Raw genomic sequence first — 22,344 nt, 5'->3', positions numbered from 1 at the left:
GGGCGTCGGTCCGGGCCGGCGTTCCGGGGATCCGCCGTACGTCCGTCCGGTCGATCCGTTCGGGCGGGCCGCAACGGGTCGAGCGCCCAGGTCCAGCTCCGGAGGGCGAGCGAAGTTCGTATTACGTGAATTCCGATTTTCGGCGCACATCCCACCAATCGATAGATGTAAACGCTTTCCGCGTACGACGAGTGACCGAATTCGTCACGGCCAGTGATCCAGGCCCGAGTGACTGAAAACTGACTGTTCGCTGTGGATCGCCCGCCCCAGCCGTCCACTAGTTTTCCGGTCCGGTGGACGGGACCAGGCGGCTCCCCCACGCCCTCCACCGGTTCGCACCCCTCCCCGAGGAGATGACGATGGCATTCTCCGCGCAACGGTCCCAGCGCGCGCCGAACCGGGCCGGCGCCGTACTGCGGGTGCTGCTCGCGCTCGCCCTGCTGGTACCGGTCGGCGTGCTGTTCGCCTCGGCGTGGCGGAGCGGCGACGAGCAACGGTCGTTCGCCGACCGCGAGCGGCACGGCATCGCGTACCTCGGCACACTCACCCAGGTCACCCTCGCGCTGACCGACGCGCAGTCGGCGGCCGTCGCGGGCCGGCCCGCCGCCGCCGACGCGCTGAGCCGGGCGGTCGAGAAGACCGCCGCCATGGACGCCCGGCACGGCGGGGAACTGCGGACCAGCGAGCGCTGGGCCGGGCTACGCGCCAAGATCGAAGCACTGCCCGACCGTGCCCCGGCCGACCCGAGGACCGCGTACGACGCGTACGGCGAGGTCAGCGACCTGCTGCTGGCCCTCTACGGCAAGGTACGGGAGAGCTCGGGGCTGATCCACGACCCGACCGCCGACTCCTACCACCTCCAGGACGCGGTCGCGGAGGAACTGCCGGAGGCCCTGGTCGCGGCCGGCCGCCTCGTCGACCTCGCGCTGATCACCGCGGACCGGCCCCAGGCCGAGCGGCTGCGCGTCGCCGCCGAGCTGACCCTCGCCCGTGCCGCCGTGCTCGGCCCGGCCTCCGACCTCGTCTCCGACCTGCAGGCGGCGGTGGACAACACCGAGAGCCGCACCCTGGGCGGCAACCTGCTCAGCCAGCTTGACGACTACCAGCGCGCGGTGGAGCGGCTCGCCGCCACCTCGGCACTCGACGGTGCCGGCACCGTCGCAACGCCGGCCCGGGTCGGGGCCGCCCGCGTCACCGCGCAGACCGCCGGCGCGGAACTTGCCACGATCATCCTCAGCGAACTCGACACGTTGGTCCGGGCCAGGGCGGACGAGGCGGCCGATGAACGCCGGACCTCGGCCGGCGCGCTGGCGCTGGCCGTACTGCTGGTCCTCGCGCTCTGCGCCGGCACGCTGCTGGCCGTGCGCCGCCGCACCACCCCCGGGGAGGCCGCCCGGGCTCCGCGTTCCGGCCCACCGGCCGGCACCGGACACCCCGGAGCCGGTACGCCCCGGGCCGGCTCCCCGCTCACCGAGCCGCCGCTGGCCGGGCTGACCCTGGAGCCGGCCGGGGCCGGGGCGCGCTCCTCCGGCCACCCGGCGGTCACCGGTCCGCTCGCCGGGCTGACCCTGACCGAGCCGGCGCCGCCCGGCTCCGGGGCCCCCTCCGCCGGTCCGCCGGAGCCGACGTCACCGCTGGTCCGGTCGGCGCTGCTGGCCGAGCGCCGGCGCACCCAACCGGAGGCCCCCGCCGACGCTCCTCGGCGCACCCCGCTGCCCGACTGGTCGGCCGAGGCCGAGGCCGAACCCGGCCGGCACAACCCGCCGCCCGGCTGGCCGGAGGCACCCCCGACCGCCCCGATCTCCCGGGACAACCAGCCGGCGCAATGGGGACGGTCCGATGCTGCTCGGTAGGCTCCGGATCCGCGGCAAACTCGCCCTGCTCGTCGTCATCCCGCTGCTCAGCACCATCGGTCTCGCCGTACCGGTGCTGGCCGACCGGATCGAGCTGGCCCGCCGGGCGGCCGACACCGAGCAGACGGTACGCACCGCCAACCGGGTCGGCACGATCGTGCAGGACCTGCAACGCGAACGCCTGCTCTCGATCGGCTACCTGCTCGGCGTCGTGGACCGGTCCGCGCTGGTCCAGCAGGGCGCACTGGTCGCCGACCGGATCGCCGACCTGCGCGCCGACCTCGGCGACGAACTGCCCAGCCAGATCGACAGGGCGATCGGCGGGGTACGGGCGCTGGCCGAACTGCGCGGCGCCGTACTCGCCCGCCGGGCCGCCCCGGACCAGGTGATCACCGCCTTCGGGCAGCTGGACACGACACTGATCGACTCGCTGCGGCTGGTCGGGGACGCGGACGCCACCACCCCGGAAGGGCGGCAGGTGATCGCGCTGGACGCGGTGCTCCGCGCCGACGAGGGGATCAGCGCCTGTGCCGCGCTGATCGTCCTGGTGGTGGCGGCGAAGAGTCCGACGGCCGGCACCGCGTACGTCGCCACCATGGCCCGGTTGCAGACCAACCTCGCGCGCTTCCGCAGTTTCGCCACCCCCGCGCAGAGCGACCTGTACCGGCTGGTGGAGGAGGCGGTGGCGGCCCGGACCAGCCGGGACTTCCTCAGCGTCGGCTCGCTGAACCCGGCCGGCGCGGTGGCGGGACTCTCCCTGGAACGGCTCTTCCCCGCGGTCTCCTCCCTGATCACGCTGGGCCAGTTCGTGGAGAAGAAGATGGTCGCCGACGTGGTCGCCGAGGTGACCGACGAACGGCGGCGGGCGATCGCCGGGGCGTACACGGTCGGCCTGCTGGTGCTCCTGATCATCGCGATGATGGCGCTGCTCAGCCTCGCCGTGGCCCGTACGGTGGCCCGGCCGCTGACCCGGCTCACCGTCTCCGCCGAGCGGATGGCCCGGGTCGCCGAGGCGGAGCTGGTCCGCATCGCCGACGACGAGTCCGAGGCCCCCGACCCGATCCGGCTGGACCCGGTGGACGTGGGGGGCCGGGACGAGATCGGGGACCTGGCCCGCGCCTTCGAACGGGTGCAGGGCACCGCGGCCCGGTTGGTGGAGCGGCAGACGGCCAGCCGGCGCAACGTGGCGCAGATGTTCGGCCACGTCGGCCGGCGTACCCAGAATCTCGTCGGCCGGCAGATCGCGCTGATCGACCGGCTGGAGGAGCGGGAGACCGATCCGACCCGGCTGCAGCACCTCTACCGGCTGGACCACGTCTCCAGCCGGTTGCGCCGCAACGCCGGCAGCCTGGTCGTGCTCTCCGGCGCGGCAGGCGGCGACGGGCACGACGCACCGCTGCCCCTCGGCGACGTGGTACGGCTCGCGCTCGGTGAGATCGAGGACTACACCCGGGTCGACGTGCTGGTCCGGCTCGACGTCGCGGTGGCGCCCGGGGTCATCGGCGACCTCGTCCTCACCCTCGCCGAGCTGATGGAGAACGCCACCGCCTTCTCCCCGCCGCACACCCGGGTCACCGTGCTGGCCGAGGTCCTGCCCGGTGCCGTACGGATCAACCTGGTCGACCACGGCATCGGGATGTCGGCGGAGCGACTGGCCGAGGAGAACGCCCGGTTGACCCGGCGGGAACGACTCGACCTCGCCCCCACCGAGCTGCTCGGGCTCTTCGTGGTGGGTCGGCTCGCCCGCCGGCACGGCTGGCGGGTCACCCTCACGGCGACGCCGGGCGGCGGGGTCACCGCCGGGGTGGAGATCTCCGACCGGCTGTTGATCGCCCGCCGGCCGGAACCGCCGACGGTGGCGACCGCCCCGAACGCCCGGCCCGGCGCGGCGCAGGAGCTGCCGTCCCCGGTCGGCGTGACCTCCCCGGTCGGCATGACCTCCCCGGTCGGCACGGCCGAACCGGCGGTCGGCGCCGGCGGCCCGGCCCGCCGGACGGTCACCGAACCGGCGCCGGAACCCCTCGTCGGCGCGGCGGTGGCCGCCGGGCCGGCGCCGACCGCCCGGTCGGCGCCGGTCACCCCGGCGGCGCCCGCCTTCGACACCGCGCTGCTGAGCCGGGCCACCCGGTCGCTGGCCGCCGGCCAGCCCTGGAACGCCTTCGCGACCAGCCCCGCCACCGGCGTCGAGGCTGGTCCCGGGGCAGCTCCGGCCCCGGCCGCCGCCGTCGACACCGCCCGGACCGGCGGCACCCCGAACGGCCCGGGACCCGCATCGCCCGGCCCCGGCACCGGGCTTCGCCAGCGGGTCCCGGGCGCCCAGCTCCCCACCGACACCCGACGGGGCCGGCCCACGCCGACCCCCGCCGACCCCTCGGTGGTACGGGCGCTGATCGAGGAGTTCGAGGCCGGGGTACGCCGGGCACAGCGCCAGCAGCAACTCCGGGCCGGTACCGGGCCGGGTCCCCGCCCCGAGCCGAGCGGGCCGGCCGGCGGCCCCGCCCACCCGGAGCCCGCGGCCGGCACCGGTCCCGGCCCGACCGCCACCACCGAAGACACCAGCACCACCGCCGCTCCCGGCGCGGCTGCTCCGCCCCGGCTCAACCGGCGGGTACCGGGCGCGAACCTGAGCGTGCCGCCGACGGGCACCCGTACCGGTCCGGCGCCCGGCCACGTCCCGGCCACGCCGGAGAGCCCCGCCCAGGTCCGCGAACTCATCACCCAGTTCGAGTCCGGCGTCGCCCGCGCGCTGAGCGAAGTCCGTTCAGACCGTCGTCACGAAGAGGGATCCGCACCATGAGCACTCCGTTCAGCCGTACCGAACGGGACCAGCAGGCGACGACCACCGCCGAGTTGAGCCCCGAGGCCCGTACCTTCAACTGGTTGCTCGACTCCTTCACGTCGAGCACGGCCGGGGTGCAGGAGGCCATCGCGGTCTCCTCCGACGGGCTGCTGATGGCCATGTCGTCCATCAAGGACCGGTCCAACGCGGAACGGCTCGCGGCGGTGGTCTCCGGAATGACCAGCCTGGCCAGCGGCGCCGCCAACTGGTACACGCTGGGTGCGCTGAACCGGGTGGTCGTGGACATGACCGACGGCTACCTCCTGGTCAGCGCGATCAGCAGCGGTTCGGTGCTCGGCGTCGTCGCCGACCGGTCGGCGAACCTCGGCACGGTCGCCTACGAGATGACCCTCTTCGCCGGGCGGGCCGGCGCGGCGCTCACGCCTCGGCTGATCGTCGAGCTCAAGAACTCCGTGCAGTCGTGACCGTGGCGAGCGGGCCGGCCGCGCGGTTCCGTCGTACCCGCCAGGACGACCCGGAGCGGAGCGGGGGACCGACATGACCTGGCCCGCCGGGGACGGGGTGCCGGATCCGGAACCGGAGAGACGGCGGCCGGTCCGGATCCGGCCGTACCTCGACTCGGCGCCGCTGGACGGGGCGCCGGAGCCGGAGGCGGCCACCGGCGAACTCCGTCCGGCTCCGCCGGGCCCGGCGGGGTTACGACCGTTCGTGCTCACCGCCGGCCGGGTGGCCGGCATCGACCCGGCGATCAGCCTGGAGACGCAGGTCACCGCCCGGCTCGACCCGACCTCCTGGACCACTCCACCGGTGTCGCGGCTCTCGTCCGAACTCCAGGACATCGTCGCGCTGTGCGCCGAGCCGATGTCGGTGGCGGAGATCTCCGCCCGGCTCCGGCTGCACCTCGGCGTTACCAAGATCCTGGTCGGTGACCTGCGCGCCGCCGGCCACCTCGACGTGCACATCTGCGACGCCGAGGATGCCCAGGACCCCGATCTCATTATGCGAGTGATCGATGGACTTCGTGCGATCTCCTGACTGGGCCAACCCCCCGGTCGCCAACAGCGCGCCCGGACGTTACGGCGCCCCCACCGGGTACGGCCCGGGCCGGGCGGTGCCGGGCGGGAACGCCGCCACCGCCCGCCCGGCGTCCCGACACGCGACGGAGAGCGGCGGTGCGCCGATGGCGACCACACGGACCGAGCGGCGTCCCGGGGCGGCCCCGCCGATCCCGGTCAAGATACTGATCGCCGGCGGGTTCGGCGTCGGCAAGACCACCACGGTCGGCGCCATCTCCGAGATCGCGCCGCTGACCACCGAGGCCGAGATGACGACGGCCGGGATCGGCGTCGACGATCCCGGGATCCGTTCGGAGAAGACCACCACCACGGTGGCGATGGACTTCGGCTGCGTCACCATCGACCGCAGCCTCAAGCTCTACCTCTTCGGTACGCCTGGTCAGTCGCGCTTCGGCTTCATGTGGGACGATCTTGCCCGGGGCGCGCTCGGCGCGCTCGTCGTGGTTGACTCGTCCCGGCTTGACGACTGCTATCCGGCGATCGACTATTTCGAGCGGGCGCGCCTGCCCTTCGTGGTCGGGGTCAACGCCTTCGACGGGCAGATCGCGCACGATCTGACGGCGATCAGGTGGGCTCTGGCGATCGGAGACCATGTCCCATTGGTGCAGTTCGACGCCCGCGACCGGCTGTCGGTACGCGATGCCCTACTGATCGTGCTGGATCGGGCGCTGGATCGAGCGATCCGGGAGCGGGACACTTAGGCCCGCGACGGTCGGCCCGGACAGTGGGTCGCTGGCCCGGGAAGGTGACGCGATGAGGGGCGAACTGGACGACGCGCTGGCGCGGATGGCGCGGCGCGAGGCACTTCAGCGGCGGCGGGCCAGCGAGTCGGGCGCCCGCGAGCCGGGCAGCGGCCGCGACTCCACCGCCCGGGATCCGGGCGGCCACGACTCCACCGTCCGGGACCCGGGCGGCCACGACTCCACCGTCCGGGACCCGGGCGGCCCACACGCCCCGGGCGGTTTCGGCGAGCGGGGCGGCGCGCAGGACGCGGGCGGTTTCGGCGACCGGGGCGGCCCACGGGACGCGGGCGGTTTCGGTGAACCCGGCCCCCTCCACGGGCCGGGCGCCTTCCACCGGCCGGGTGGTCGCCCGGATCCCGGCGGCCTCCACGATCCCGGCGGTCCCGCCCACCCGGGCGGCTTCCGGGATCCGAGCGGACCGCACGACGCGGGCGGCTTCCAGGACCGGGGCGGACCGCACGCCCCGGGCGGCTTCCACGAACCGGGCGGCTTCCACGGACCAGGCGGCTTCCACGAACCGGGCGGCTTCCACGAACCGGGCGGCTTCCGCGAACCGGGCGGCCCGCATCATCCGGGCGGCTTCCGGGAACCGGATGGTTTCCGCGCGACGGGCAGTTGGGAGGCCGGACCCACCGGCCCGGCCGCCGGCGCCCCGCCACGCAACGGGGAATCCCCGGTCGAGAAGGTGACCGAGGCCGTCCAGCGGGTGGTCGCCCAACACCCGGACCTGGCGGTCACCATGTGGGTCGCCGATGGCCCGAAGATCTCGGCACTGCACGTCGCCTGGATGGACGGGACGGTGACCGTACGACCGGCCGCCGAACCGGCGCTGCCCACCGCCGGCGAACCGCCGCACTCCTGGCCGATGTCGGTGAAGACGGTGCCGGCCTGGGCCGCGCCGGACGATCCGCCGACCCCGGACGCCGCCGCCCGCCTGGCCGACCTGATCCGCCGCGACCCCGGCCTGCTCGGCCCGATCGAAGAGTAAGGAAGGGCCCCTTCTTATCGCTTTTTATATAGGAAGGGCCCCCTCCTAACCCGGATGGCGTGCGACCGCCGGATCCCGGCGACGGCGGCCGGTACTCTCGGCCGGTGACGGGTCCGAGTCTGACGCTCACCGCCAATCTGCGCCCGGCGGCGCTGGACGCGCGGCGGGGCATCGTCCGGCTGCATCCGGAGGTCCTGACGGCGCTGGGCCTGCACGCCGGTGACCCCGTCCAGCTCGCCGGCCGACGGGTGACCGCGGGGATCGTCGCCCGGGCCGAGCCCACCGCCAGCCGGGCCCTGCTCTACGCCGACGACCTGGTTCTCGGCAACCTCGGGGTACGCGACGGGGGCCAGGTGACCGTGACGCCCGTACCGGTGGTGGCCGCCCGGCGGGTGATCCTGGCCGGCCCGCCGGAGATCGCCGCCGCCGTGTCGCCGGAGATGCTCCGCCTCGCGCTGCTCGGGAAGATGGTCACCGCCGGCGACGACGTCTCGCTGCTGCCGCAGGACGTACTCCCCGACGCCTCGGTGCGGGCACTGGTCGAGGCCGCCCGCCGCAGCCTGGCCAACACCGTCGGATACGCCTGGACCAGCACCCTGCTGACCGTGACCACGGCAGAGGCGGCGGACGCTCCGGCCGCCGCCGATCCGGTGCTCTCGGTGCTGGTCACCATGGACACCGTGGTGGGCTGGCAGGACGGCCACCGCACCCACGGCGCCGATCCCGCCCAGGTGCGCGCCGTCGCCGCCGGAGCTGCGGCCGCCCCGATCGAGGAGCCGGCGCCGGGCCTGGACGACCTGCCCGGCCTGCGCGCCCAGGCGGAGGAACTCACCGAACTGCTCGACCTCGGCTTCCACCACCGCGAGGTGCTGAGCCGGCTCGGCACCGCCGTCTCGCTCGGCGTGCTGGTCACCGGCCCCGCCGGGTCGGGCAAGTCCGCGCTCGTCCGGGCGGTCGCCCGGGCGGTGCGCGCCCGGGTGGTCCCGCTCTGGGCTCCGGAACTCGCCGCGTCGAGCAACGACGCCGCCGCACGGCGGCTCCGCGAGGCGGTCGGGTCGGTCCGGGACGCGCCGCCGGCGGTGCTCCTGGTCACCGACGTCGAGGCGCTCGCCCCCCGCGACACACCCGGCCCGGTCGGTACGGTGTTCCGCCAGCTCCTCGCCGAGGCCGTACGGGACGGCGCGGCGGTGGTCTGCACGACCAGCCGCCCCGAATCGGTCGACCCGGCGCTGCGCGCGCCCGACCTGCTCTCGATGGAGATCGCCGTACCGCTGCCGGACGCGGCCCTGCGGCGGGAGCAGCTGACCGTACTCACCCGGGGGATGCCGCTCGCCGAGGACGTGCGGTTGGACGAGGTGGCCGGCCGTACGCCCGGGTTCGTCGCCGCCGACCTGGCCGCGCTGGCCCGCGAGGCCGGCGTGCGGGCGGCGCTGCGACAGAAGGAGGCCGCGGCGCCGACGGTGGCGATGGCCGACTTCTCGGCGGCCCTGGAGGTGGTCCGGCCGACGTCGATGGCGGAGTCGTCGGTGCTGGAGCTGGCCGAGGTGACCCTCGACGACGTGGGCGACATGGTCGAGGTCAAGCAGGTGCTGACCGAGTCGGTGCTCTGGCCGCTGACCTACCCGGACACGTTCGCCCGGCTCGGTGTGCAGCCGCCGCGCGGCGTGCTGCTCTACGGCCCGCCGGGCTGCGGCAAGACCTTCCTGGTCACCGCGCTCGCCGGCACGGGCCGGGCGAACGTGCTGTCGGTCAAGGGTGCGGAGCTGCTCTCCAAATGGGTGGGCGAGAGCGAGCGGGCGGTCCGGGAGCTGTTCCGGCGGGCCCGGGACGCGGCCCCGACACTGGTCTTCCTCGACGAGGTCGACGCCCTGGCCCCGGTACGCGGGCAGGCGACCGACGGCGGCACCACGGACCGGGTGGTCGCCGCCCTGCTCACCGAACTGGACGGGGTGGAGCCGCTGCGCAACGTGGTGGTGGTCGGTGCCACGAACCGGCCGGACCTGGTCGACCCGGCGCTGCTGCGGCCGGGCCGGCTGGAGCGGCTGGTCTACGTACCGCCGCCGGACTCCGATGCCCGGGCCGAGATCCTCCGCGCGGCGGCCCGCTCGGTGCCGCTCGCCGCGGACGTGGATCTGGCGGTGCTCGCCGCGCGGCTGGACGGCTTCTCCGCGGCGGACTGTGCGGCGCTGGTCCGGGAGGCGGCGCTCGCGGCGATGCGGGAGTCGCTGGAGGCGACCATAGTGACCGCCGGGCACGTGGCGGCGGCCCGGGCCCGGATGCGACCCTCGCTGGACCCGGCCCGGGTGGCCTGGCTGGCCGCCTACGCCGCCGGCCGCTGACCCGTGCGCCGCGTCGCCGGTGGGCGCCGACCCGCCCCGCCCCGGGCGGAGGGCCGCCGTCACAGGGTCTCGGCCGGGTCGCCCTCCCCGCCGAGGCGGATCTCGGCCCGGACCGCCGTACCGTCGGAGCGGAACACGGCACCGGAGCGGCGCAGCAGGTTGAGCGCGGCGGCGTTGTCCGGGCGCGTCTCGGCGACAACCCGCCGGGCACCGACCCCGATCGCCTCGGCGAGCAGCAGCCGCAGGGCGATCAGCCCGATGCCCTGCCCCCGGGTGGACTTGCCGAGCCACATCCCGGTCTCCAGCGTGCCCGGCTCGTTCCGGCGCGCCATCCGGATCATGCCGACCACGTCGCCGTCCTGGACGATCGCGTACATCAGGTTGCCGGTCGGTCCGTCCAGACCGCCGGCGTGCGCCCGGTAGTAGTCCCGGAAGGCGTCCCGGCGCGCCTGCGACCAGCCGGCAGGCGCCTCGACCGGTGGCATCACCTCGTCGGGCTCGGTTTCGGCCACCGCCACCGACAGCAACGGCTCCAGATTCTGTTCGTCCACCGGCGTCAGCCGGACCTCACGGGTCACGCAGCGCAATGTTTCTCGTCTCCGAGGGCCCCGTCCACCGGTTCGGCCGGGCCTGCTCCGTTCGGTCAGCCGGTTCGGACCGGGCGTCCACCCCGCCGGTCCGACGGCCGTCCGGGGCGACGACGCCCCGGACGGGGTACGTGGCACCCAGTGGAGGATCCGCGCGGCCAGTTGCCCCGGGTCGGTGTCCGGTAGGTCCTGAAGTGCTCGGCAGAGCTGTCCCGCGAGGTAGACGAGCAGGCCGCACCGGTTATCGCGGTAGGCGTACAACAGGTTGAGCCGGGCGGGCGAGCAGGGCCAGGGGGCGCCGCAGCTACGGCACCGGAAGCACGGCCGGACGTGCATGTCGTGCTCGGCCGGGAGGGCGACAAGGCCAGGGCCGGACACCTGCACTGGGCCAACGTCGAGCATTTCTTTGTGAACGCGTACGTCGTGCCGCTGGACAGCCGACAGCCGTAGCTACTCGGGATCGAAGCCGCAGAACACGGCGGTCGCGTCGTCGTACCGCTTGAAGCCGGGGTGACGCTGGGCGTCGTTGGCCTCGGCCAGTCGTACCTGGCGGATCAGCTCGGCGGGCCCGACGTCGGTGAGCAGGTCCAGCAGCTCACGCCAGTCGAAGAGGCCGAACCGCTCGACCGCGCACGAGGCGCCGTCGGTGAGCAGGGCGGCCCGGCGCACCCGCTCCGGTCCACGCAACGGCAGGGTGCCGGCCACCGCGTGGTACGCCGCGTCCGGGTTGGCGGCGGCGACCCAGTACCCGTGGGTCCGGTTCATCTGCTGCCGTTGCAGCGTCACCGCCCGGCGGAACCGGGTCGCCTGGTCCACCCCGCCGGCACCGGTGACGGTGAGCGCCTTCTGCCGCAGGTCGGCCATTGCCGTGCGCAGCCGGTCGTCGGAGACCACCCGGATCTGGGCGCCGAGGTCGAGGACCAGCGGGCTGTCGCAGAGCACCAGGTAGTCCACGTGGTCCCCGCCGTACCGGAGCAGGGCGACGGTGGCCGACGGGGTGCCGGGATGGTCGAGGTCGCACCGGTCGCCGTGGTCGGCGCGCACCGCCAGGATCGCGGCGGCGAGGTTGCCGGTCAGGGCGGCGGCGGGCCGCTCGGCGGTGGCCAGGCCGATCCGGGCGGCGAGCTGCCGGACGTACCAGGTGGGGCCGTGCACGCAGCCGGTGTCGAAGCCGTCCGGCACGGTCGCGCCGTCGAGCACGCCGACCAGGTCGCCGTACTGGAAGACGTGGTCCTCGTTCTCCAGCCGCCCCGGCGCGGGCTCGGACGCGGAGCAGACCCGCATCATCGACCCGGTCCCGGCTCGTCGCGGCGTGACTGCCTCATCGCGGCTCCCGATGCTCGGTGGGCTGGGCCGTCGGCTACGGCCAATCCCTGTCTACCGCGCGACGAGCGCCGCCGGGCCCGGTCCGGGCAGGTCCGCGCGCCGAACCGGCACGACCGGGTACCGGCCCGAAGCGGTCGAGATCCGCCCTGGATCAGGAAACCTGCTGACCAGCGGACATCACAGAGGGTAGCGTCATGAACACGAGTTTTCGTCGCGCGAGGGGGGTCGCGGATGTTGAAGCAGCTGCACCATATGGGCCTGCGGGCCGAGCACCTCTACATCGCCGGTGCGGCGAGCATCGGGCTGTCCTTCCTGAGCTGGATGCTCAGCAAGCAGATGGAGAACGCCGGGATCGACCGCGCCGACCGCTGGGGCATCTTCATCGGCGAGTGGGCTCCCACCTTCATCGCCCTCGGCAACGGGCTGCGCACGTACGAGAAGTGAGCGCCCGGACATAGCCGCCCGGCGTCCGGCGGCGCGGTACGGGGACCGCGCCGCCGGACGCCGCGGCCGTCAGCGGGCGGAGACGTCGATGTCGGTCCGCCTCGCCGGCAGCGGGTACGCCGGATCGAGGTAGAAGCTCGGGTGCGGCGGCTGGTTGTACGTGGTGTTCTGCGACGCCACCTGCAACCGGTACTGCGGGTCGTGCATGAGGGTGCGGATCCGGTGCGCGGTCGGGATGGTGCTGGTGAACAGGCGCACCCGGTCGTCGCCGAGGCGCCAGACGACCTCCTCCCGCCAGTCGCCGAGGAGGTCGGCCGAGATCACCGGCGTGGACTTCGAACCGTTGATCGAGGTTGCCCCGGTGGCCACCAGCAGGTCCGTCCCGCCGACGCTCGCCGGCCGGGTCTCGTAGTCGGTGTTCGGCTTCACGATCCGGTTGCTGTCCAGGAGCTCCCGGGTCAGGTCCCCGTCCCAGTAGGCGAGGAAGTTGACCGGCAGCGAGGTGGCGTAGAGCTGCTCGCCGGTGACCGCGCTGTAGGCGTATCCGTTGGACCAGTACTCGGCGCCGGGCGAGTTCGCGTCGATGTTCGCCGCCACGCCCCGCCCGTTGTCCTTGCCGGCGTAGAAGCCGGTCAGCACCTCGCCGGTGCGCGGGTCGTAGACCCCGCCGCCGGGCCGGAGCCCGGTGCCGACCGCCCCGTCCGCGTCCACCGCGTCCTCGGTCTGGAACTCCTCCTGGACCAGGAAGACCTCGATGCCGCGCCGCTGCGGGTTGAGGTCGCCGATGTGCATCGCGTCGCCGTGAGCCAGCCGGACGAACCGGTCACCGGGCTGCGGCGAGCGCATCCGGGCGGTCAGGTCGACGTTGACCTACGGTGCCGGGTACGGGAACCAGGTGCCGGCCACCGTCTTGACGGTGAGGTTGTCCTCCAGCACCATCGCACCGTAGACGATCTCGTCGCGTCCGTCGCTGTCGACGTCGGAGACCATCAGGCTGTGTACGCCGCGCTCCTCGGCCAGCCACGGGTCACGCAGTTTCGCCGAGTCGAAGGTACGGCCGAGGACCAGCCTGTCCTTCTTCATCGTGTACGCCGCCACCGTGGTCCGGGCGTAGTAGCCCCGCGCCATGATCGCGCTCGGCTGCTTCCCGTCCAGGTACGCGACGCCGGCCAGGAACCGGTTGGCCCGGTTGCCCTGGTGGTCGCCCCACGGGTAGTGGCCCCAGCGGGTCGCCGGTGCCTGCCAGTACGGGTCGACGGTGGTGGCGAACGACGCGCCCCGGTGGTCGACCGGGGCGGCGCCCCAGTTGGGTGCCCCGTACGGGAAGGCGTACTTCACCGTGTCGATGACCCGACCGGTCCGGCCGTCGAACGCGGTCAGGTACTCGTTGCTGGTGCCGATCGGCCCGTACGTGTAGATCTTGCCCCACTGCCGGACGTTCTGCTCCGGTGGCGTGTTGCCGCCGGGCAGGATCCAGCCGACCGTGTACGTGTTCAGCGCGTCGTGGTACCGGTCCAGCGACGCGGTGTCCCCGGCGGCGATGTAGCCGGCGATCCTCTCGGCGGTGGCCCGCCGCTCGCCGACGACGTCCCGGGGCTGGTAGACACCGTCGCGGACGACGCCGGAGGTGGTGCCGTCGGCCGTCTTGATCAGCATCTCGGCCCGACCGTCGCCGTTGAAGTCGTAGACCACGAGCTGGGTGTCGTGCGCGCCGGCCCGGATGTTGTAGCCGACGTTGACCCGCCACAGCAGCGTGCCGTCCAGCTTGTACGCGTCCACGATGGCCGGTGAGGTGAAGCCGTACTGCGACGAGTCCTTGGCGTCACTTGGGTCCCACTTGAGCACCAGCTCGTAGTCCCCGTCGCCGTCCAGGTCGCCCACGCTGGCGTCGCCGGGGGCGTAGGTGGCGGTGGCGGTGGCCAGGGTTCCGTCCGCGTTGCGCGCGTACGGCAGCCGTGGGCCGCGGTCCAGTTCGTCCACGTAGCGGGTGAACTCGCGCTCCAGCTCGGCGAAGAGCTTCGCGCTGATCCGGTACCGGCCGCCGCCGACCGAGGTGGCCGGGGTGGCGAACGGGTTGCGCGGGGCCCAGTCCGGGTCGGCGAAGTAGGTCCGGAACGGGGCGACCAGCGCGTCGAACTCCGCGGGGGTCAGGCCGCCGGTCTTCGCGTACGCCTCGCGGACGTGCCGGAGCAGGTCCATGTCCACCGGCTCGAACTGCCTGCCGGTGGTGGTCGTGGGGTCCACCTGGAGCACCGGCGTGACGGCCGGGGCCGGGCGCTGGAGCTGGATGTCGAGGTACTGGTCGGCCAGCGGGGTGACCGGGGCGGAGCGCCGCCCCTCCCGCCCGCCGACGACCGCCGCGACCGCATACGACGAGGTGGCGGTGCCGGCCGCGTCGGTGTGGTTGGTCCCGCCGGTGACGGTGGTCAGCAGCCTGCCGTCGCGGTAGAGCCGGTACGTGATGGTGTCCGGCTCGTCGCCGAGGAAACGCCAGCTCAGGTAGACGCCGCCGGCGACCTTGACCGCGACGAGTCCCCGGTCGAGGTGTTCCAGGTGCCGGATCGCCGGCCGGTCGTGGCTGGACGGGCCGGGCTGTGCCCCGGCCGGGGTGGACGGAACGAGTCCGGCCGCCCCGATGAGCGGGATCGCGGCCAGGCCGGCCGCCGCCCGCCGGGCGAGTGCCCGGGGCCGGGCCATTCTTCGGGTCATCGTGCGCGACACCTCCCGGTGGTGGCGGCGACGCCGGGCGGGAGCGCGCCGGGCATCGCCGGTCGGTACGAGTTATTGATACGTTTCATCGAGCGGCCCCGGGGAGCGGCCGGAGGGTTCTAAATCGTTTCAAGCCCGATGAGGGGACTTTAGGGTCCGGCCCTCCCGACGTCAACCATCGAGTCGGGGCTATCCAGCGGAAACACCCCTACGCCGACGGTGACGGGGGCTCAGCGGCGACGGTTTCGGCTCCGGGTGGCCCGCAGCCGCCGCAACCGGGCGACCAGCACCGGGTCGGCGGCGAGCGCGGCCGGATTGTCCAGCAGTCCATTGAGGAGCTGGTAGTAGCGCGTCGCGGAGAGGTCGAACGCGTCCCGGATCGCCTGCTCCTTGGCGCCGGCGTGCCGCCACCACCGCCGTTCGAAGGCCAGGATCTCGCGCTCCCGTTCGGAGAGTGCCGGGCCGCCGGGCGTCGCGGCGGACCCGGCCGCCGTACCCGCACCGGCCCCGGTCGCGACCTCGGCACCGTCCGGCGGGGTTTCCACCTCGGAGCCGGCACCGGAGCGCGGCTGCGGGACCGGGCCGGCGCCCGGCGCGGTGGCCGGCCGCTGTGCCTCGGACTCGACGTCCGGCGCCGGCCGCGGCTGCGGCACCTCGGCGGCCTCCGTCACCGTCCCGTCGTCGGCCTCGTCGTCCGCGGGAGCGTCGGCGAACCTCATGGCTGCTCCTCCGGACTCCGCTCGCGGGTGGCGTTTGGCCTGACCAGCCTACCCACGGCCGGCCGGAGGCACAGCGGCGGCGCCGGCCGGGCGGGGCACCCGCAGCGGTGGCGCGAGCCGCCCGACCGGCCCGCGCCACCGCCCCTCTCCCCCCGGGAGGTCAGGTGATGTCCCGCCGCCGCATCGTCCAGAGCGCCGCGCCGAGCACCAGCACCAGCGACACGCTCAGCAGCACGGAACTGTCCTGCCAGGTGATGTCCATGGTCACCGCCTCGCAGTTGCCGGTGTACGAGGCCTGGCAGGCGTCGTAGTTCTGGAGGGTGACCTTCTTCTCCATCCAGGCCAGCAGGTACGTCGGCAGCAGCCACGCCTCGACGAACCTGACGTTCGCCATGGAGAGCAGCATGCCGACCCCGAACTGCCCGATCACCAGCACCCCGAGCACGCCGCCCAGGGCCAGCGCGGTGTGCCGGCCCAGCGAGGCCAGACCGAAGCCGAGCGCCGCCGCGATCAGCACCAGGGCCGCCGCGCGCAGCCCGGTCAGACCGAACGACTGCCAGACCCCGGAGGTCATCCCCGCCGTGCTGCCCCGCTGGCTGGCGATCCCCCAGAAAGCCGCCGTCCAGGCCGCCATCGCGACCACCGCCAACCCGAGCACCCCGGTCAGCAGCGCGGCCAGCTTGGTGAGCAGTACCCTGAGCCGCTGCGGTTGCCAGAGCAGCAGGTTCATCATCCCGCCGCTGCTCCACTCGGCCCCGACGAACGAGGCGCCGGCGAGGAGCACGACCAGGGCGAGTACGGCGGCGAAGATGACCAGTGCGGTACTGAACTCCTCCTGGAAGTCGAAGGTCGCCGGGAGGTACCACTGCGCCTGGAACGACTCCCGGGGAGTCGGGGTGATGGTGGAGCAGTCCGCCGGGAAGCCCCGCTCCGAGGTCGCGCCGGTCGCCGCAACCCGCTCGCACTCCGCCCGGTACTGCTGGGCGGACTCGACGTTCTGCCGGTAGTCGCGCTCCGCCGCCTGCTCGGCCGCGGCACGCTGCGCCGGACCGATCCGCTCGTTGGTGACGAACATGCCGATCGCCACGGCGACCAGCACCAGCAGCCCGGCCAGGGTCAGGTAGCGGACGAACCGCCGCTTGACCAGTCGACGCAGCTCGGTGCGGTACAGGCTCATACCCCCCACCCCCCGTTGGCGGAACCGGAGGTCGCCGGCCCGCTCGGCTTCGTGACCACGGTGGACTGGTCCACCTGGCGGTGCTGACCCGGCACCGGCGCGGTCGCGGTCAGCTCCAGGAAGACGCTCTCCAGGTCGACCGTGACCGGCGCCAGCTCGCTGACGAACAGGTCGTGGCCGGCCAGCGTACGGGTGATGTCGGCGGGCTTGTCCACGCCGTACACCAGCAGGTGGTCCTGCTGCGGGGTGACCCTGGCGCCGGAACGGGCGAGCAGGTCGGCGGCGGCCGGCAGGTCGGTGACCGCCTCCAGCCGGACCCGTACCCCGCCCGCGGAGTGTTCGGCCAGCACCTCGGCGACCGGGCCGGCGGCGACCCGGCGGCCCAGCGAGATGATGGTGACGGAGTCGCAGATCAGCTGCACCTCGCCGAGGATGTGGCTGGAGAGCACCACGGTCATCCCGCTGGCGGCGAGGTCGCGCATCAGGGTGCGCATCTCGCGGATGCCGCCCGGGTCGAGCCCGTTGGCCGGCTCGTCCAGGATCAGCAGGGCCGGCTCCTTCAGCAGGGCGGAGGCGACGGCGAGCCGCTGCTTCATGCCCAGCGAGTAGGTCCTGACCCGCTCACCGGCCCGTTCGCGCAACCCGACCAGCTCCAACACCTCCAGCACCCGCCGCTGCGGGACGCCGCCCGCGCCGGCCAGCAGCGAGAGGGTGTCCCGGGCGGTGAAGTGCGGGAAGAACTGCGGGCTCTCGACGATGGCGCCGACCCGGCCGGCGACCTCGGGCAGCGCCGCCGGCACCTCCCGGCCCAGGATCGCCATCCGGCCGCCGTTCGGGCGGATCAGCCCGAGCAGCGTACGGAGCGTGGTGGTCTTGCCGGAGCCGTTGGGGCCGAGGAAGCCGTGCACCTGGCCCGCCTCGACCACCATGTCGAACCCGTCGAGGGCGCGTCGAGCGCCCCGGCGTCTACTCCGGTAGGTCTTCCGCAGACCCTCGATCTCGAGTACGGCAGCCATCACGGCCTCTCTGGTCACGTCCGGTAACGGCGAAACCGTACCATCGCTTTGCGCGCTACCTCGCTATGCACGCTACCCGCGTGTCGAGGACTCCCCGGTCCCGCGTTGCCGGCGGTACACGGCGACCAGCCCGCCCAGCGCGGCGAGGGCGGTCAGCCCGGTACCGACGTTCAGCACGATCTGTCCCGCCCCGCCCGGGGCGACCACGCTGACCGCGGCGTTGGCGACGACGGCGACGACGAGCAGGAGCCAGAGCAGGTTCTTCATCGGGATGGTCCCTTCGGGAATGGTCCGGTCGCGACAGCGGCGGCCGGCGGCCACCGGCCGGCGGACCGCTCGGGATCCGCGGTGACAATCGTGCGACGCCGGCGCGCCCGGATCGATGGACCGCGCACCCGGATCCCCGGTGTAGCGGGCTACACCCTCACGCGGAGTTCCGCTCCACCGTGCCCCGCCCATTCCGCGAATAGCCTGGCCGCATGGAAGAGGCGGTACGCAGGGCGGCGCGGACGACGTACTGGCTGGCGACGGCGAGCGGGCTGGCCCTGCTCTCGTACGCCTTCCTCGGGGTGATCGCCTTCGCCGGCATCCTGACACTCACCGTGATCGGCGCGGGCGTACTGCCCGAGACCGCGCTGGTGCTGCGCCAGCTCGCCGGGTTCAAGCGGCGGCAGGTGGCGCGGCGGACCGGCGTGGAGATCCCCGAGGCGTACCGGCCGCTGGCCGGGCCACTCGCCGAACGGGTGCGCACCGCGCTCACCGATCCGCAGACGGTACGCGACCTGCGCTGGCTGCTCATCCACCTCGGCTACGGCCTGCTCCTGCTCTACCTGGCCCTCGTCGTCTGGTCGTTCGTGCCGCTGGTCGACGGGGTCTGGGCCGGACTGCTGCGCCGGCGGCCGATCCTGCTGCCACTCATCGAGCGGATCGCCGACCTCGACGCCACCTGGTCGCGGGCACTGCTGCGCCCCGCCCCGAACACCCGGCTCGCCGACCGGGTCGCGGAGCTGACCGCCACCCGGGCGGACGCGATCGCCGCGCACGGCGCCGAACTGCGGCGCATCGAACGGGACCTGCACGACGGGGCCCAGGCCCGCCTGGTCGCGCTGTCGCTGCGCCTCGGCCTGGTCCGCCGGGCGTACGACCGGGACCCCGAGACCGGCCGGCGGCTGCTGGACGAAGCGCAGAGCCAGGCCGAGGAGGCGCTGTCCGAACTCCGCCACCTGGTACGCGGCATCTACCCTCCGATCCTCACCGACCGGGGCCTGACCGGGGCGGTACGGGCGCTCGCCGCCGGCAGCGGGCTGGCGGCCACCGTCGAGCTGGTCGGGTTCGCCGGGCCGGCCGAGCCGCGCCCCCCGGCGGCGGTCGAGGCGGCCGGGTACTTTGTCGTCGCGGAGGCCCTGACGAACGCGGCGAAACACAGCGGCTCCCGCGGCGCACAGGTGCGGTTGGTGCGGGAACCCCGCGCACTGCGGATCCGGGTACGGGACGAGGGGCGGGGCGGCGCGGACGAGGCGGGGGGCAGCGGACTGCTCGGCATCCGCCGCCGGGTCGCCGCCCTGGACGGGACGATGCAGGTGACCAGCCCCGCCGGGGGGCCGACCACGATCGAGGTGGAGCTGCCGTGCGTGTGGTGATCGCGGAGGACAACGCGCTGCTGCGGGAGGGCATGATCCTGCTGCTGACGTCGGCCGGGCACGAGGTGGTGGCGGCCGCCGTCACCGGCCCGGAGGTGCTGCCGGCGATCCTGCGACACCGGCCGGATGTGGCGGTGCTCGACGTACGCCTGCCGCCGGGCCTGCGCGACGAGGGCCTGCTCGCCGCGCTCGCCGCCCGCCGGGAGATCCCCGGGCTGCCGGTGCTGGTGCTGTCCCAGTACGTCGAGGAGACGTACGCCGCCGAGCTGCTCAGCGGCGGCGCGAACGGGATCGGCTACCTGCTCAAGGACCGGGTGGGACGGATCGACGAGTTCCTGGACGCCCTGGAGCGGGTGGCGGGCGGCGGCACGGCGCTGGACCCGGAGGTGGTGACCGAGCTGCTGACCCGGCGGCGTGACGATCCGCTGGACTCGCTGACCCCGCGCGAGCGCCAGGTGCTGAAGCTGATGGCCGAGGGCCACGACAACGCCACCATCGCCGGCACGCTGGTGGTGACCGAGCGCGCGGTCAGCAAGCACATCGGCAACGTCTTCGCCAAGCTGGGACTGCCGCCGAGCGACAGTGGACACCGGCGGGTCCTCGCGGTGCTGGCCTATCTCCACCGCTCCTGACCCACCGCCGCACCAGGCGGCGGTGTCGCGGCCCATGCACAGACTCTGCCCGCACTGTTGGTACGTCGACCGGGAGGCACGGGAATGACCGACGCGGAACCAGACCAGACCCCGGTCGAGGGCGGTCAGCGGCCGCCGGAGCCACCGGCCCGGTCCCCCCTGGTGTGGGTCGGCGTGCTGGTCTGCGTGGCCGCGCTGGTGCCCCTCGGTCTCAACCGGATGTACCCGTTCGACCCCGGCGGCTGGCTCGGCCACTGGTACGTCGAGGCGCTGGCCTCGGTCACCGGCATCGGCGGGACGCTCCTCGGCGTCTGGCTGGTCGGCCGCGGTTACCGCGGCCGAAACCGGCCAGAGTCGTAGCCCGGCGGCCGCTCACGCCGCCCGGTCCAGCCCCTGGAGGAACTCCAGTACCCCGGCCCGCCGCGGGTGCGCCATCCACCCGGCGACCCGCCCCCGGTCCAGGAACAGCACCTCGTCCGCGCAGGCGGCGGCGACCGGATCGTGGGTCGCCATCACCACCGTCTGCCCGTCGACCGCGACGGCCTGCCGCAGCAGGGCCAGCACCTCGCCGGCGGCGACCGGGTCCAGGGCGCCGGCCGGCTCGTCGGCGAAGACGATCTCGGGCCCGGTGACCAGCGCCCGGGCGATCGCGACCCGCTGGCGCTGCCCGCCGGAGAGTTCCTCGGGCCGGTCGTCGCCCCGCCCGGCGAGTCCGACGGCGTCGAGCAGCCGTGGCACCACGCCGGCCTGGTCGGGCCGGGTGCCGCCGAGCAGCAGGGGCAGCGCGACGTTCTCGGTGACACTCAACGACGGCACCAGGCCGTGCGACTGAAACACGAACCCGACCCGCTCCCGGTGGAACCGGGTGAGTTGGCGCTCGCGCAGCGACGACAGGTCGGTGCCGCCGATCCGTACGGTTCCGCCGCTGGGCGGTTCCAGCCCGGCGGCGCAGCGCAGCAGGGTGGATTGCCCCGCCCCGGACCGGCCCACGACGGCCAGGAACCGGCCCCGGGGCAGCACCAGGTCGACCGGATGCAGGGCCACCGTCCCACCCGGGTACCGCCGGCTGACCCCGTCCAGCACGAGTGCGTCCGGCCCGGCCGAGGCCCGGCCCTCCCTCCGCACGCGCACGCCCTGGTTCGGCCCAGACATCCGCCACGTCCCCTCGCCCCGTCACTGCCGGCCTCGTCCGCCGCTGCCGAGAACGCTAGGAACCGGGAGGGCCGGCATCGAGAGTGCGGGCCCCCGTCTGTGGGTACAGCGGACCCCACCACCGACCCTGACCCGGGCGGTGCCTCGTCGGGCGACCTCAGGCGCAGACGACGTGCACGCCGGCGTCCCGGAACGCCTGCACGGTGCCCGGGTCCGCGCCGGAGTCGGTGACCAGGGTCTCGATCCGCTCCACCGGGCAGATCCGGGCGAAGGCGTGCCCGCCGAGCTTGGACGCGTCGGCGATGATGACCACCCGCTTGGCCCGGGCCACCATCAGGTTGTTCATCGACGCCTCACCCTCGTGGTGGGCCGCCGCCCCGAGCTGTACGTCGACGGCGTCCACACCGAGCAGCGCCACGTCCAGGGTGACCTCGCGCAGCAGTGCCCCGCCGAGCGGGCCGACCAGCTCGAAGGACTGCGGCCGGACCACCCCGCCGGCCACCACGATCTTCATCCGGGACCGGACCAGCAGCTCGTTGGCGATGTTCAGCGCGTTGGTCACGACGGTGAGCTGGGCGCCGTCGGCGCTGCTGTTGAGGTCGGGGCGGACGGCCAGCGCCCGGGCCACCTCGGTGGTGGTGGTGCCGCCGTTGAGCCCGACCACCATCCCGGGGGCGACCAGGGCCGCGGCGGCGGTGCCGATCCGCTGCTTCTCCGCCGAGTGCTTGGCGGTCTTGTAGCGCAGCGGCAGGTCGTACGAGACGCCGTTGGCGACCGCCCCACCCCGGGTACGGGTGATCATCTGCTGCTGGGCGAGCTGGTCGAAATCGCGCCGGATCGTCGCCTGCGAGACGTCGAGCCGGAGCGCCGCGTCCTCCACGCTGACCCGGCCGCTGTCGGTCAGCAGCTCCAGCAGGGCGTTCCATCTCGCGTACCGGTCCACCGTTGACCCTCCAGGCGCTTACGGTGATGAGATTGCGTGCACAATAGTGCGCGAAACACGCGGTCGCAAAGCGCCGTTCTGCGCGAACCTGCGCGCGGTTGCCACAACCGGGGAACTTCGCGCAGAATGACGCGCGAAAGATCATCAAATTGAGCCGTATCGCGCAGGCTGCCCCGGGCTCGCCCGGCCGTCCCTGAGCT

General features: G+C 74.0%; 19 protein-coding genes and 1 pseudogene. 11 read left to right on the top strand and 9 right to left on the bottom strand.

Going from position 1 to position 22,344, the window contains the following annotated elements:
* The first annotated feature begins 359 nt into the window (after positions 1 to 359).
* From ACQEUR_RS08845 to ACQEUR_RS08815, 7 genes are all read left to right on the top strand, one after another.
* Positions 360 to 1,853: a hypothetical protein gene (locus ACQEUR_RS08845; protein WP_433028197.1), complete on the top strand. Its 1,494-nt coding sequence runs from the start codon at positions 360 to 362 to the stop codon at positions 1,851 to 1,853.
* On the top strand, positions 1,840 to 4,650 hold the full coding sequence (locus ACQEUR_RS08840; protein ID WP_433028194.1) for a nitrate- and nitrite sensing domain-containing protein: 2,811 nt from the start codon (positions 1,840 to 1,842) through the stop codon (positions 4,648 to 4,650). The genes ACQEUR_RS08845 and ACQEUR_RS08840 overlap by 14 nt, the downstream gene beginning before the upstream one ends.
* Complete coding sequence (locus ACQEUR_RS08835) at positions 4,647 to 5,117, top strand: roadblock/LC7 domain-containing protein (RefSeq protein WP_433028191.1); 471 nt, start codon at positions 4,647 to 4,649, stop codon at positions 5,115 to 5,117. The genes ACQEUR_RS08840 and ACQEUR_RS08835 overlap by 4 nt, the downstream gene beginning before the upstream one ends.
* Before the next feature lie 73 nt (positions 5,118 to 5,190).
* A complete protein-coding gene (locus tag ACQEUR_RS08830) occupies positions 5,191 to 5,688 on the top strand; it encodes a DUF742 domain-containing protein (RefSeq protein WP_433028188.1) in 498 nt (165 codons plus the stop codon).
* Between the two features lie 145 nt (positions 5,689 to 5,833).
* Positions 5,834 to 6,430: a GTP-binding protein gene (locus ACQEUR_RS08825; protein ID WP_433028185.1), complete on the top strand. Its 597-nt coding sequence runs from the start codon at positions 5,834 to 5,836 to the stop codon at positions 6,428 to 6,430.
* Between the two features lie 52 nt (positions 6,431 to 6,482).
* Positions 6,483 to 7,460, top strand: a complete 978-nt coding sequence (locus ACQEUR_RS08820) for a hypothetical protein (protein ID WP_433028182.1) — start codon at positions 6,483 to 6,485, stop codon at positions 7,458 to 7,460.
* Positions 7,461 to 7,564: 104 nt separating this feature from the next.
* Positions 7,565 to 9,799: an AAA family ATPase gene (locus tag ACQEUR_RS08815; RefSeq protein WP_433028179.1), complete on the top strand. Its 2,235-nt coding sequence runs from the start codon at positions 7,565 to 7,567 to the stop codon at positions 9,797 to 9,799.
* Positions 9,800 to 9,858: 59 nt separating this feature from the next.
* Here the strand turns inward: ACQEUR_RS08815 and ACQEUR_RS08810 are convergent, their stop codons facing one another.
* Both ACQEUR_RS08810 and ACQEUR_RS08805 read right to left on the bottom strand, forming a co-directional pair.
* Positions 9,859 to 10,377 (bottom strand): GNAT family N-acetyltransferase, encoded by a 519-nt coding sequence (locus tag ACQEUR_RS08810; protein ID WP_433028176.1) that lies wholly within the window; start codon positions 10,375 to 10,377, stop codon positions 9,859 to 9,861.
* A 459-nt stretch (positions 10,378 to 10,836) separates the two neighbouring features.
* The gene (locus tag ACQEUR_RS08805; RefSeq protein ID WP_433028173.1) at positions 10,837 to 11,673 is read right to left on the bottom strand and encodes a hypothetical protein; all 837 of its coding nucleotides are present in this window, start codon (positions 11,671 to 11,673) and stop codon (positions 10,837 to 10,839) included.
* Between the two features lie 270 nt (positions 11,674 to 11,943).
* Between ACQEUR_RS08805 and ACQEUR_RS08800 the strand changes: the two genes are divergently transcribed.
* On the top strand, positions 11,944 to 12,156 hold the full coding sequence (locus tag ACQEUR_RS08800) for a hypothetical protein (RefSeq protein WP_433028170.1): 213 nt from the start codon (positions 11,944 to 11,946) through the stop codon (positions 12,154 to 12,156).
* A 69-nt stretch (positions 12,157 to 12,225) separates the two neighbouring features.
* Here the strand turns inward: ACQEUR_RS08800 and ACQEUR_RS08795 are convergent.
* The 5 genes and pseudogenes from ACQEUR_RS08795 to ACQEUR_RS08775 form a co-directional block, all read right to left on the bottom strand.
* Positions 12,226 to 14,853, bottom strand: a pseudogene (locus ACQEUR_RS08795) (hypothetical protein).
* 242 nt (positions 14,854 to 15,095) lie between these two features.
* Entirely contained in the window at positions 15,096 to 15,584 is a 489-nt protein-coding gene (locus ACQEUR_RS08790) for a DUF3263 domain-containing protein (protein WP_433028167.1), read from the bottom strand.
* A 160-nt stretch (positions 15,585 to 15,744) separates the two neighbouring features.
* Entirely contained in the window at positions 15,745 to 16,761 is a 1,017-nt protein-coding gene (locus ACQEUR_RS08785) for an ABC transporter permease subunit (RefSeq protein ID WP_433028164.1), read from the bottom strand.
* Positions 16,758 to 17,777: an ABC transporter ATP-binding protein gene (locus ACQEUR_RS08780; protein ID WP_433028161.1), complete on the bottom strand. Its 1,020-nt coding sequence runs from the start codon at positions 17,775 to 17,777 to the stop codon at positions 16,758 to 16,760. Before ACQEUR_RS08780 ends, ACQEUR_RS08785 begins: the two co-directional genes overlap by 4 nt.
* A gap of 72 nt (positions 17,778 to 17,849) precedes the next feature.
* Positions 17,850 to 18,044, bottom strand: a complete 195-nt coding sequence (locus ACQEUR_RS08775) for a hypothetical protein (protein WP_433028158.1) — start codon at positions 18,042 to 18,044, stop codon at positions 17,850 to 17,852.
* A gap of 212 nt (positions 18,045 to 18,256) precedes the next feature.
* On the opposite strand from ACQEUR_RS08775, the gene ACQEUR_RS08770 reads away from it, so the two are divergent.
* The 3 genes from ACQEUR_RS08770 (at position 18,257) to ACQEUR_RS08760 (ending at position 20,409) form a co-directional block, all read left to right on the top strand.
* Positions 18,257 to 19,417, top strand: a complete 1,161-nt coding sequence (locus ACQEUR_RS08770; RefSeq protein WP_433028155.1) for a sensor domain-containing protein — start codon at positions 18,257 to 18,259, stop codon at positions 19,415 to 19,417.
* Positions 19,405 to 20,049 (top strand): LuxR C-terminal-related transcriptional regulator, encoded by a 645-nt coding sequence (locus ACQEUR_RS08765; protein ID WP_433028151.1) that lies wholly within the window; start codon positions 19,405 to 19,407, stop codon positions 20,047 to 20,049. Before ACQEUR_RS08770 ends, ACQEUR_RS08765 begins: the two co-directional genes overlap by 13 nt.
* Before the next feature lie 84 nt (positions 20,050 to 20,133).
* Positions 20,134 to 20,409: a hypothetical protein gene (locus ACQEUR_RS08760; RefSeq protein ID WP_433028148.1), complete on the top strand. Its 276-nt coding sequence runs from the start codon at positions 20,134 to 20,136 to the stop codon at positions 20,407 to 20,409.
* A 12-nt stretch (positions 20,410 to 20,421) separates the two neighbouring features.
* On the opposite strand, the gene ACQEUR_RS08755 is transcribed toward ACQEUR_RS08760, so the two are convergent.
* Positions 20,422 to 21,174 (bottom strand): ABC transporter ATP-binding protein, encoded by a 753-nt coding sequence (locus tag ACQEUR_RS08755; protein ID WP_433028145.1) that lies wholly within the window; start codon positions 21,172 to 21,174, stop codon positions 20,422 to 20,424.
* A gap of 184 nt (positions 21,175 to 21,358) precedes the next feature.
* The gene (locus tag ACQEUR_RS08750; protein WP_433028142.1) at positions 21,359 to 22,144 is read right to left on the bottom strand and encodes a DeoR/GlpR family DNA-binding transcription regulator; all 786 of its coding nucleotides are present in this window, start codon (positions 22,142 to 22,144) and stop codon (positions 21,359 to 21,361) included.
* Positions 22,145 to 22,344 lie beyond the last annotated feature (200 nt).

Origin of the sequence: Plantactinospora sp. CA-290183 (assembly GCF_050936375.1) — a bacterium.
Taxonomy (GTDB): Bacteria; Actinomycetota; Actinomycetes; order Mycobacteriales; family Micromonosporaceae; genus Plantactinospora.
Note: the sequence above shows the minus strand (reverse complement) of the source record. Positions and strands in the feature narration are given on the sequence as shown.

What these genes read in the sequence shown, in the direction of transcription:
- ACQEUR_RS08845 (WP_433028197.1), top strand. Translation starts at nt 360, where the DNA reads ATGGCATTCTCCGCGCAACGGTCCCAGCGCGCGCCGAACCGGGCCGGC.
- ACQEUR_RS08840 (WP_433028194.1), top strand. Translation starts at nt 1,840, where the DNA reads ATGCTGCTCGGTAGGCTCCGGATCCGCGGCAAACTCGCCCTGCTCGTC.
- ACQEUR_RS08835 (WP_433028191.1), top strand. Translation starts at nt 4,647, where the DNA reads ATGAGCACTCCGTTCAGCCGTACCGAACGGGACCAGCAGGCGACGACC.
- ACQEUR_RS08830 (WP_433028188.1), top strand. Translation starts at nt 5,191, where the DNA reads ATGACCTGGCCCGCCGGGGACGGGGTGCCGGATCCGGAACCGGAGAGA.
- ACQEUR_RS08825 (WP_433028185.1), top strand. Translation starts at nt 5,834, where the DNA reads ATGGCGACCACACGGACCGAGCGGCGTCCCGGGGCGGCCCCGCCGATC.
- ACQEUR_RS08820 (WP_433028182.1), top strand. Translation starts at nt 6,483, where the DNA reads ATGAGGGGCGAACTGGACGACGCGCTGGCGCGGATGGCGCGGCGCGAG.
- ACQEUR_RS08805 (WP_433028173.1), bottom strand. Translation starts at nt 11,673, where the DNA reads ATGATGCGGGTCTGCTCCGCGTCCGAGCCCGCGCCGGGGCGGCTGGAG.
- ACQEUR_RS08800 (WP_433028170.1), top strand. Translation starts at nt 11,944, where the DNA reads ATGTTGAAGCAGCTGCACCATATGGGCCTGCGGGCCGAGCACCTCTAC.
- ACQEUR_RS08790 (WP_433028167.1), bottom strand. Translation starts at nt 15,584, where the DNA reads ATGAGGTTCGCCGACGCTCCCGCGGACGACGAGGCCGACGACGGGACG.
- ACQEUR_RS08785 (WP_433028164.1), bottom strand. Translation starts at nt 16,761, where the DNA reads ATGAGCCTGTACCGCACCGAGCTGCGTCGACTGGTCAAGCGGCGGTTC.
- ACQEUR_RS08780 (WP_433028161.1), bottom strand. Translation starts at nt 17,777, where the DNA reads ATGGCTGCCGTACTCGAGATCGAGGGTCTGCGGAAGACCTACCGGAGT.
- ACQEUR_RS08775 (WP_433028158.1), bottom strand. Translation starts at nt 18,044, where the DNA reads ATGAAGAACCTGCTCTGGCTCCTGCTCGTCGTCGCCGTCGTCGCCAAC.
- ACQEUR_RS08770 (WP_433028155.1), top strand. Translation starts at nt 18,257, where the DNA reads ATGGAAGAGGCGGTACGCAGGGCGGCGCGGACGACGTACTGGCTGGCG.
- ACQEUR_RS08760 (WP_433028148.1), top strand. Translation starts at nt 20,134, where the DNA reads ATGACCGACGCGGAACCAGACCAGACCCCGGTCGAGGGCGGTCAGCGG.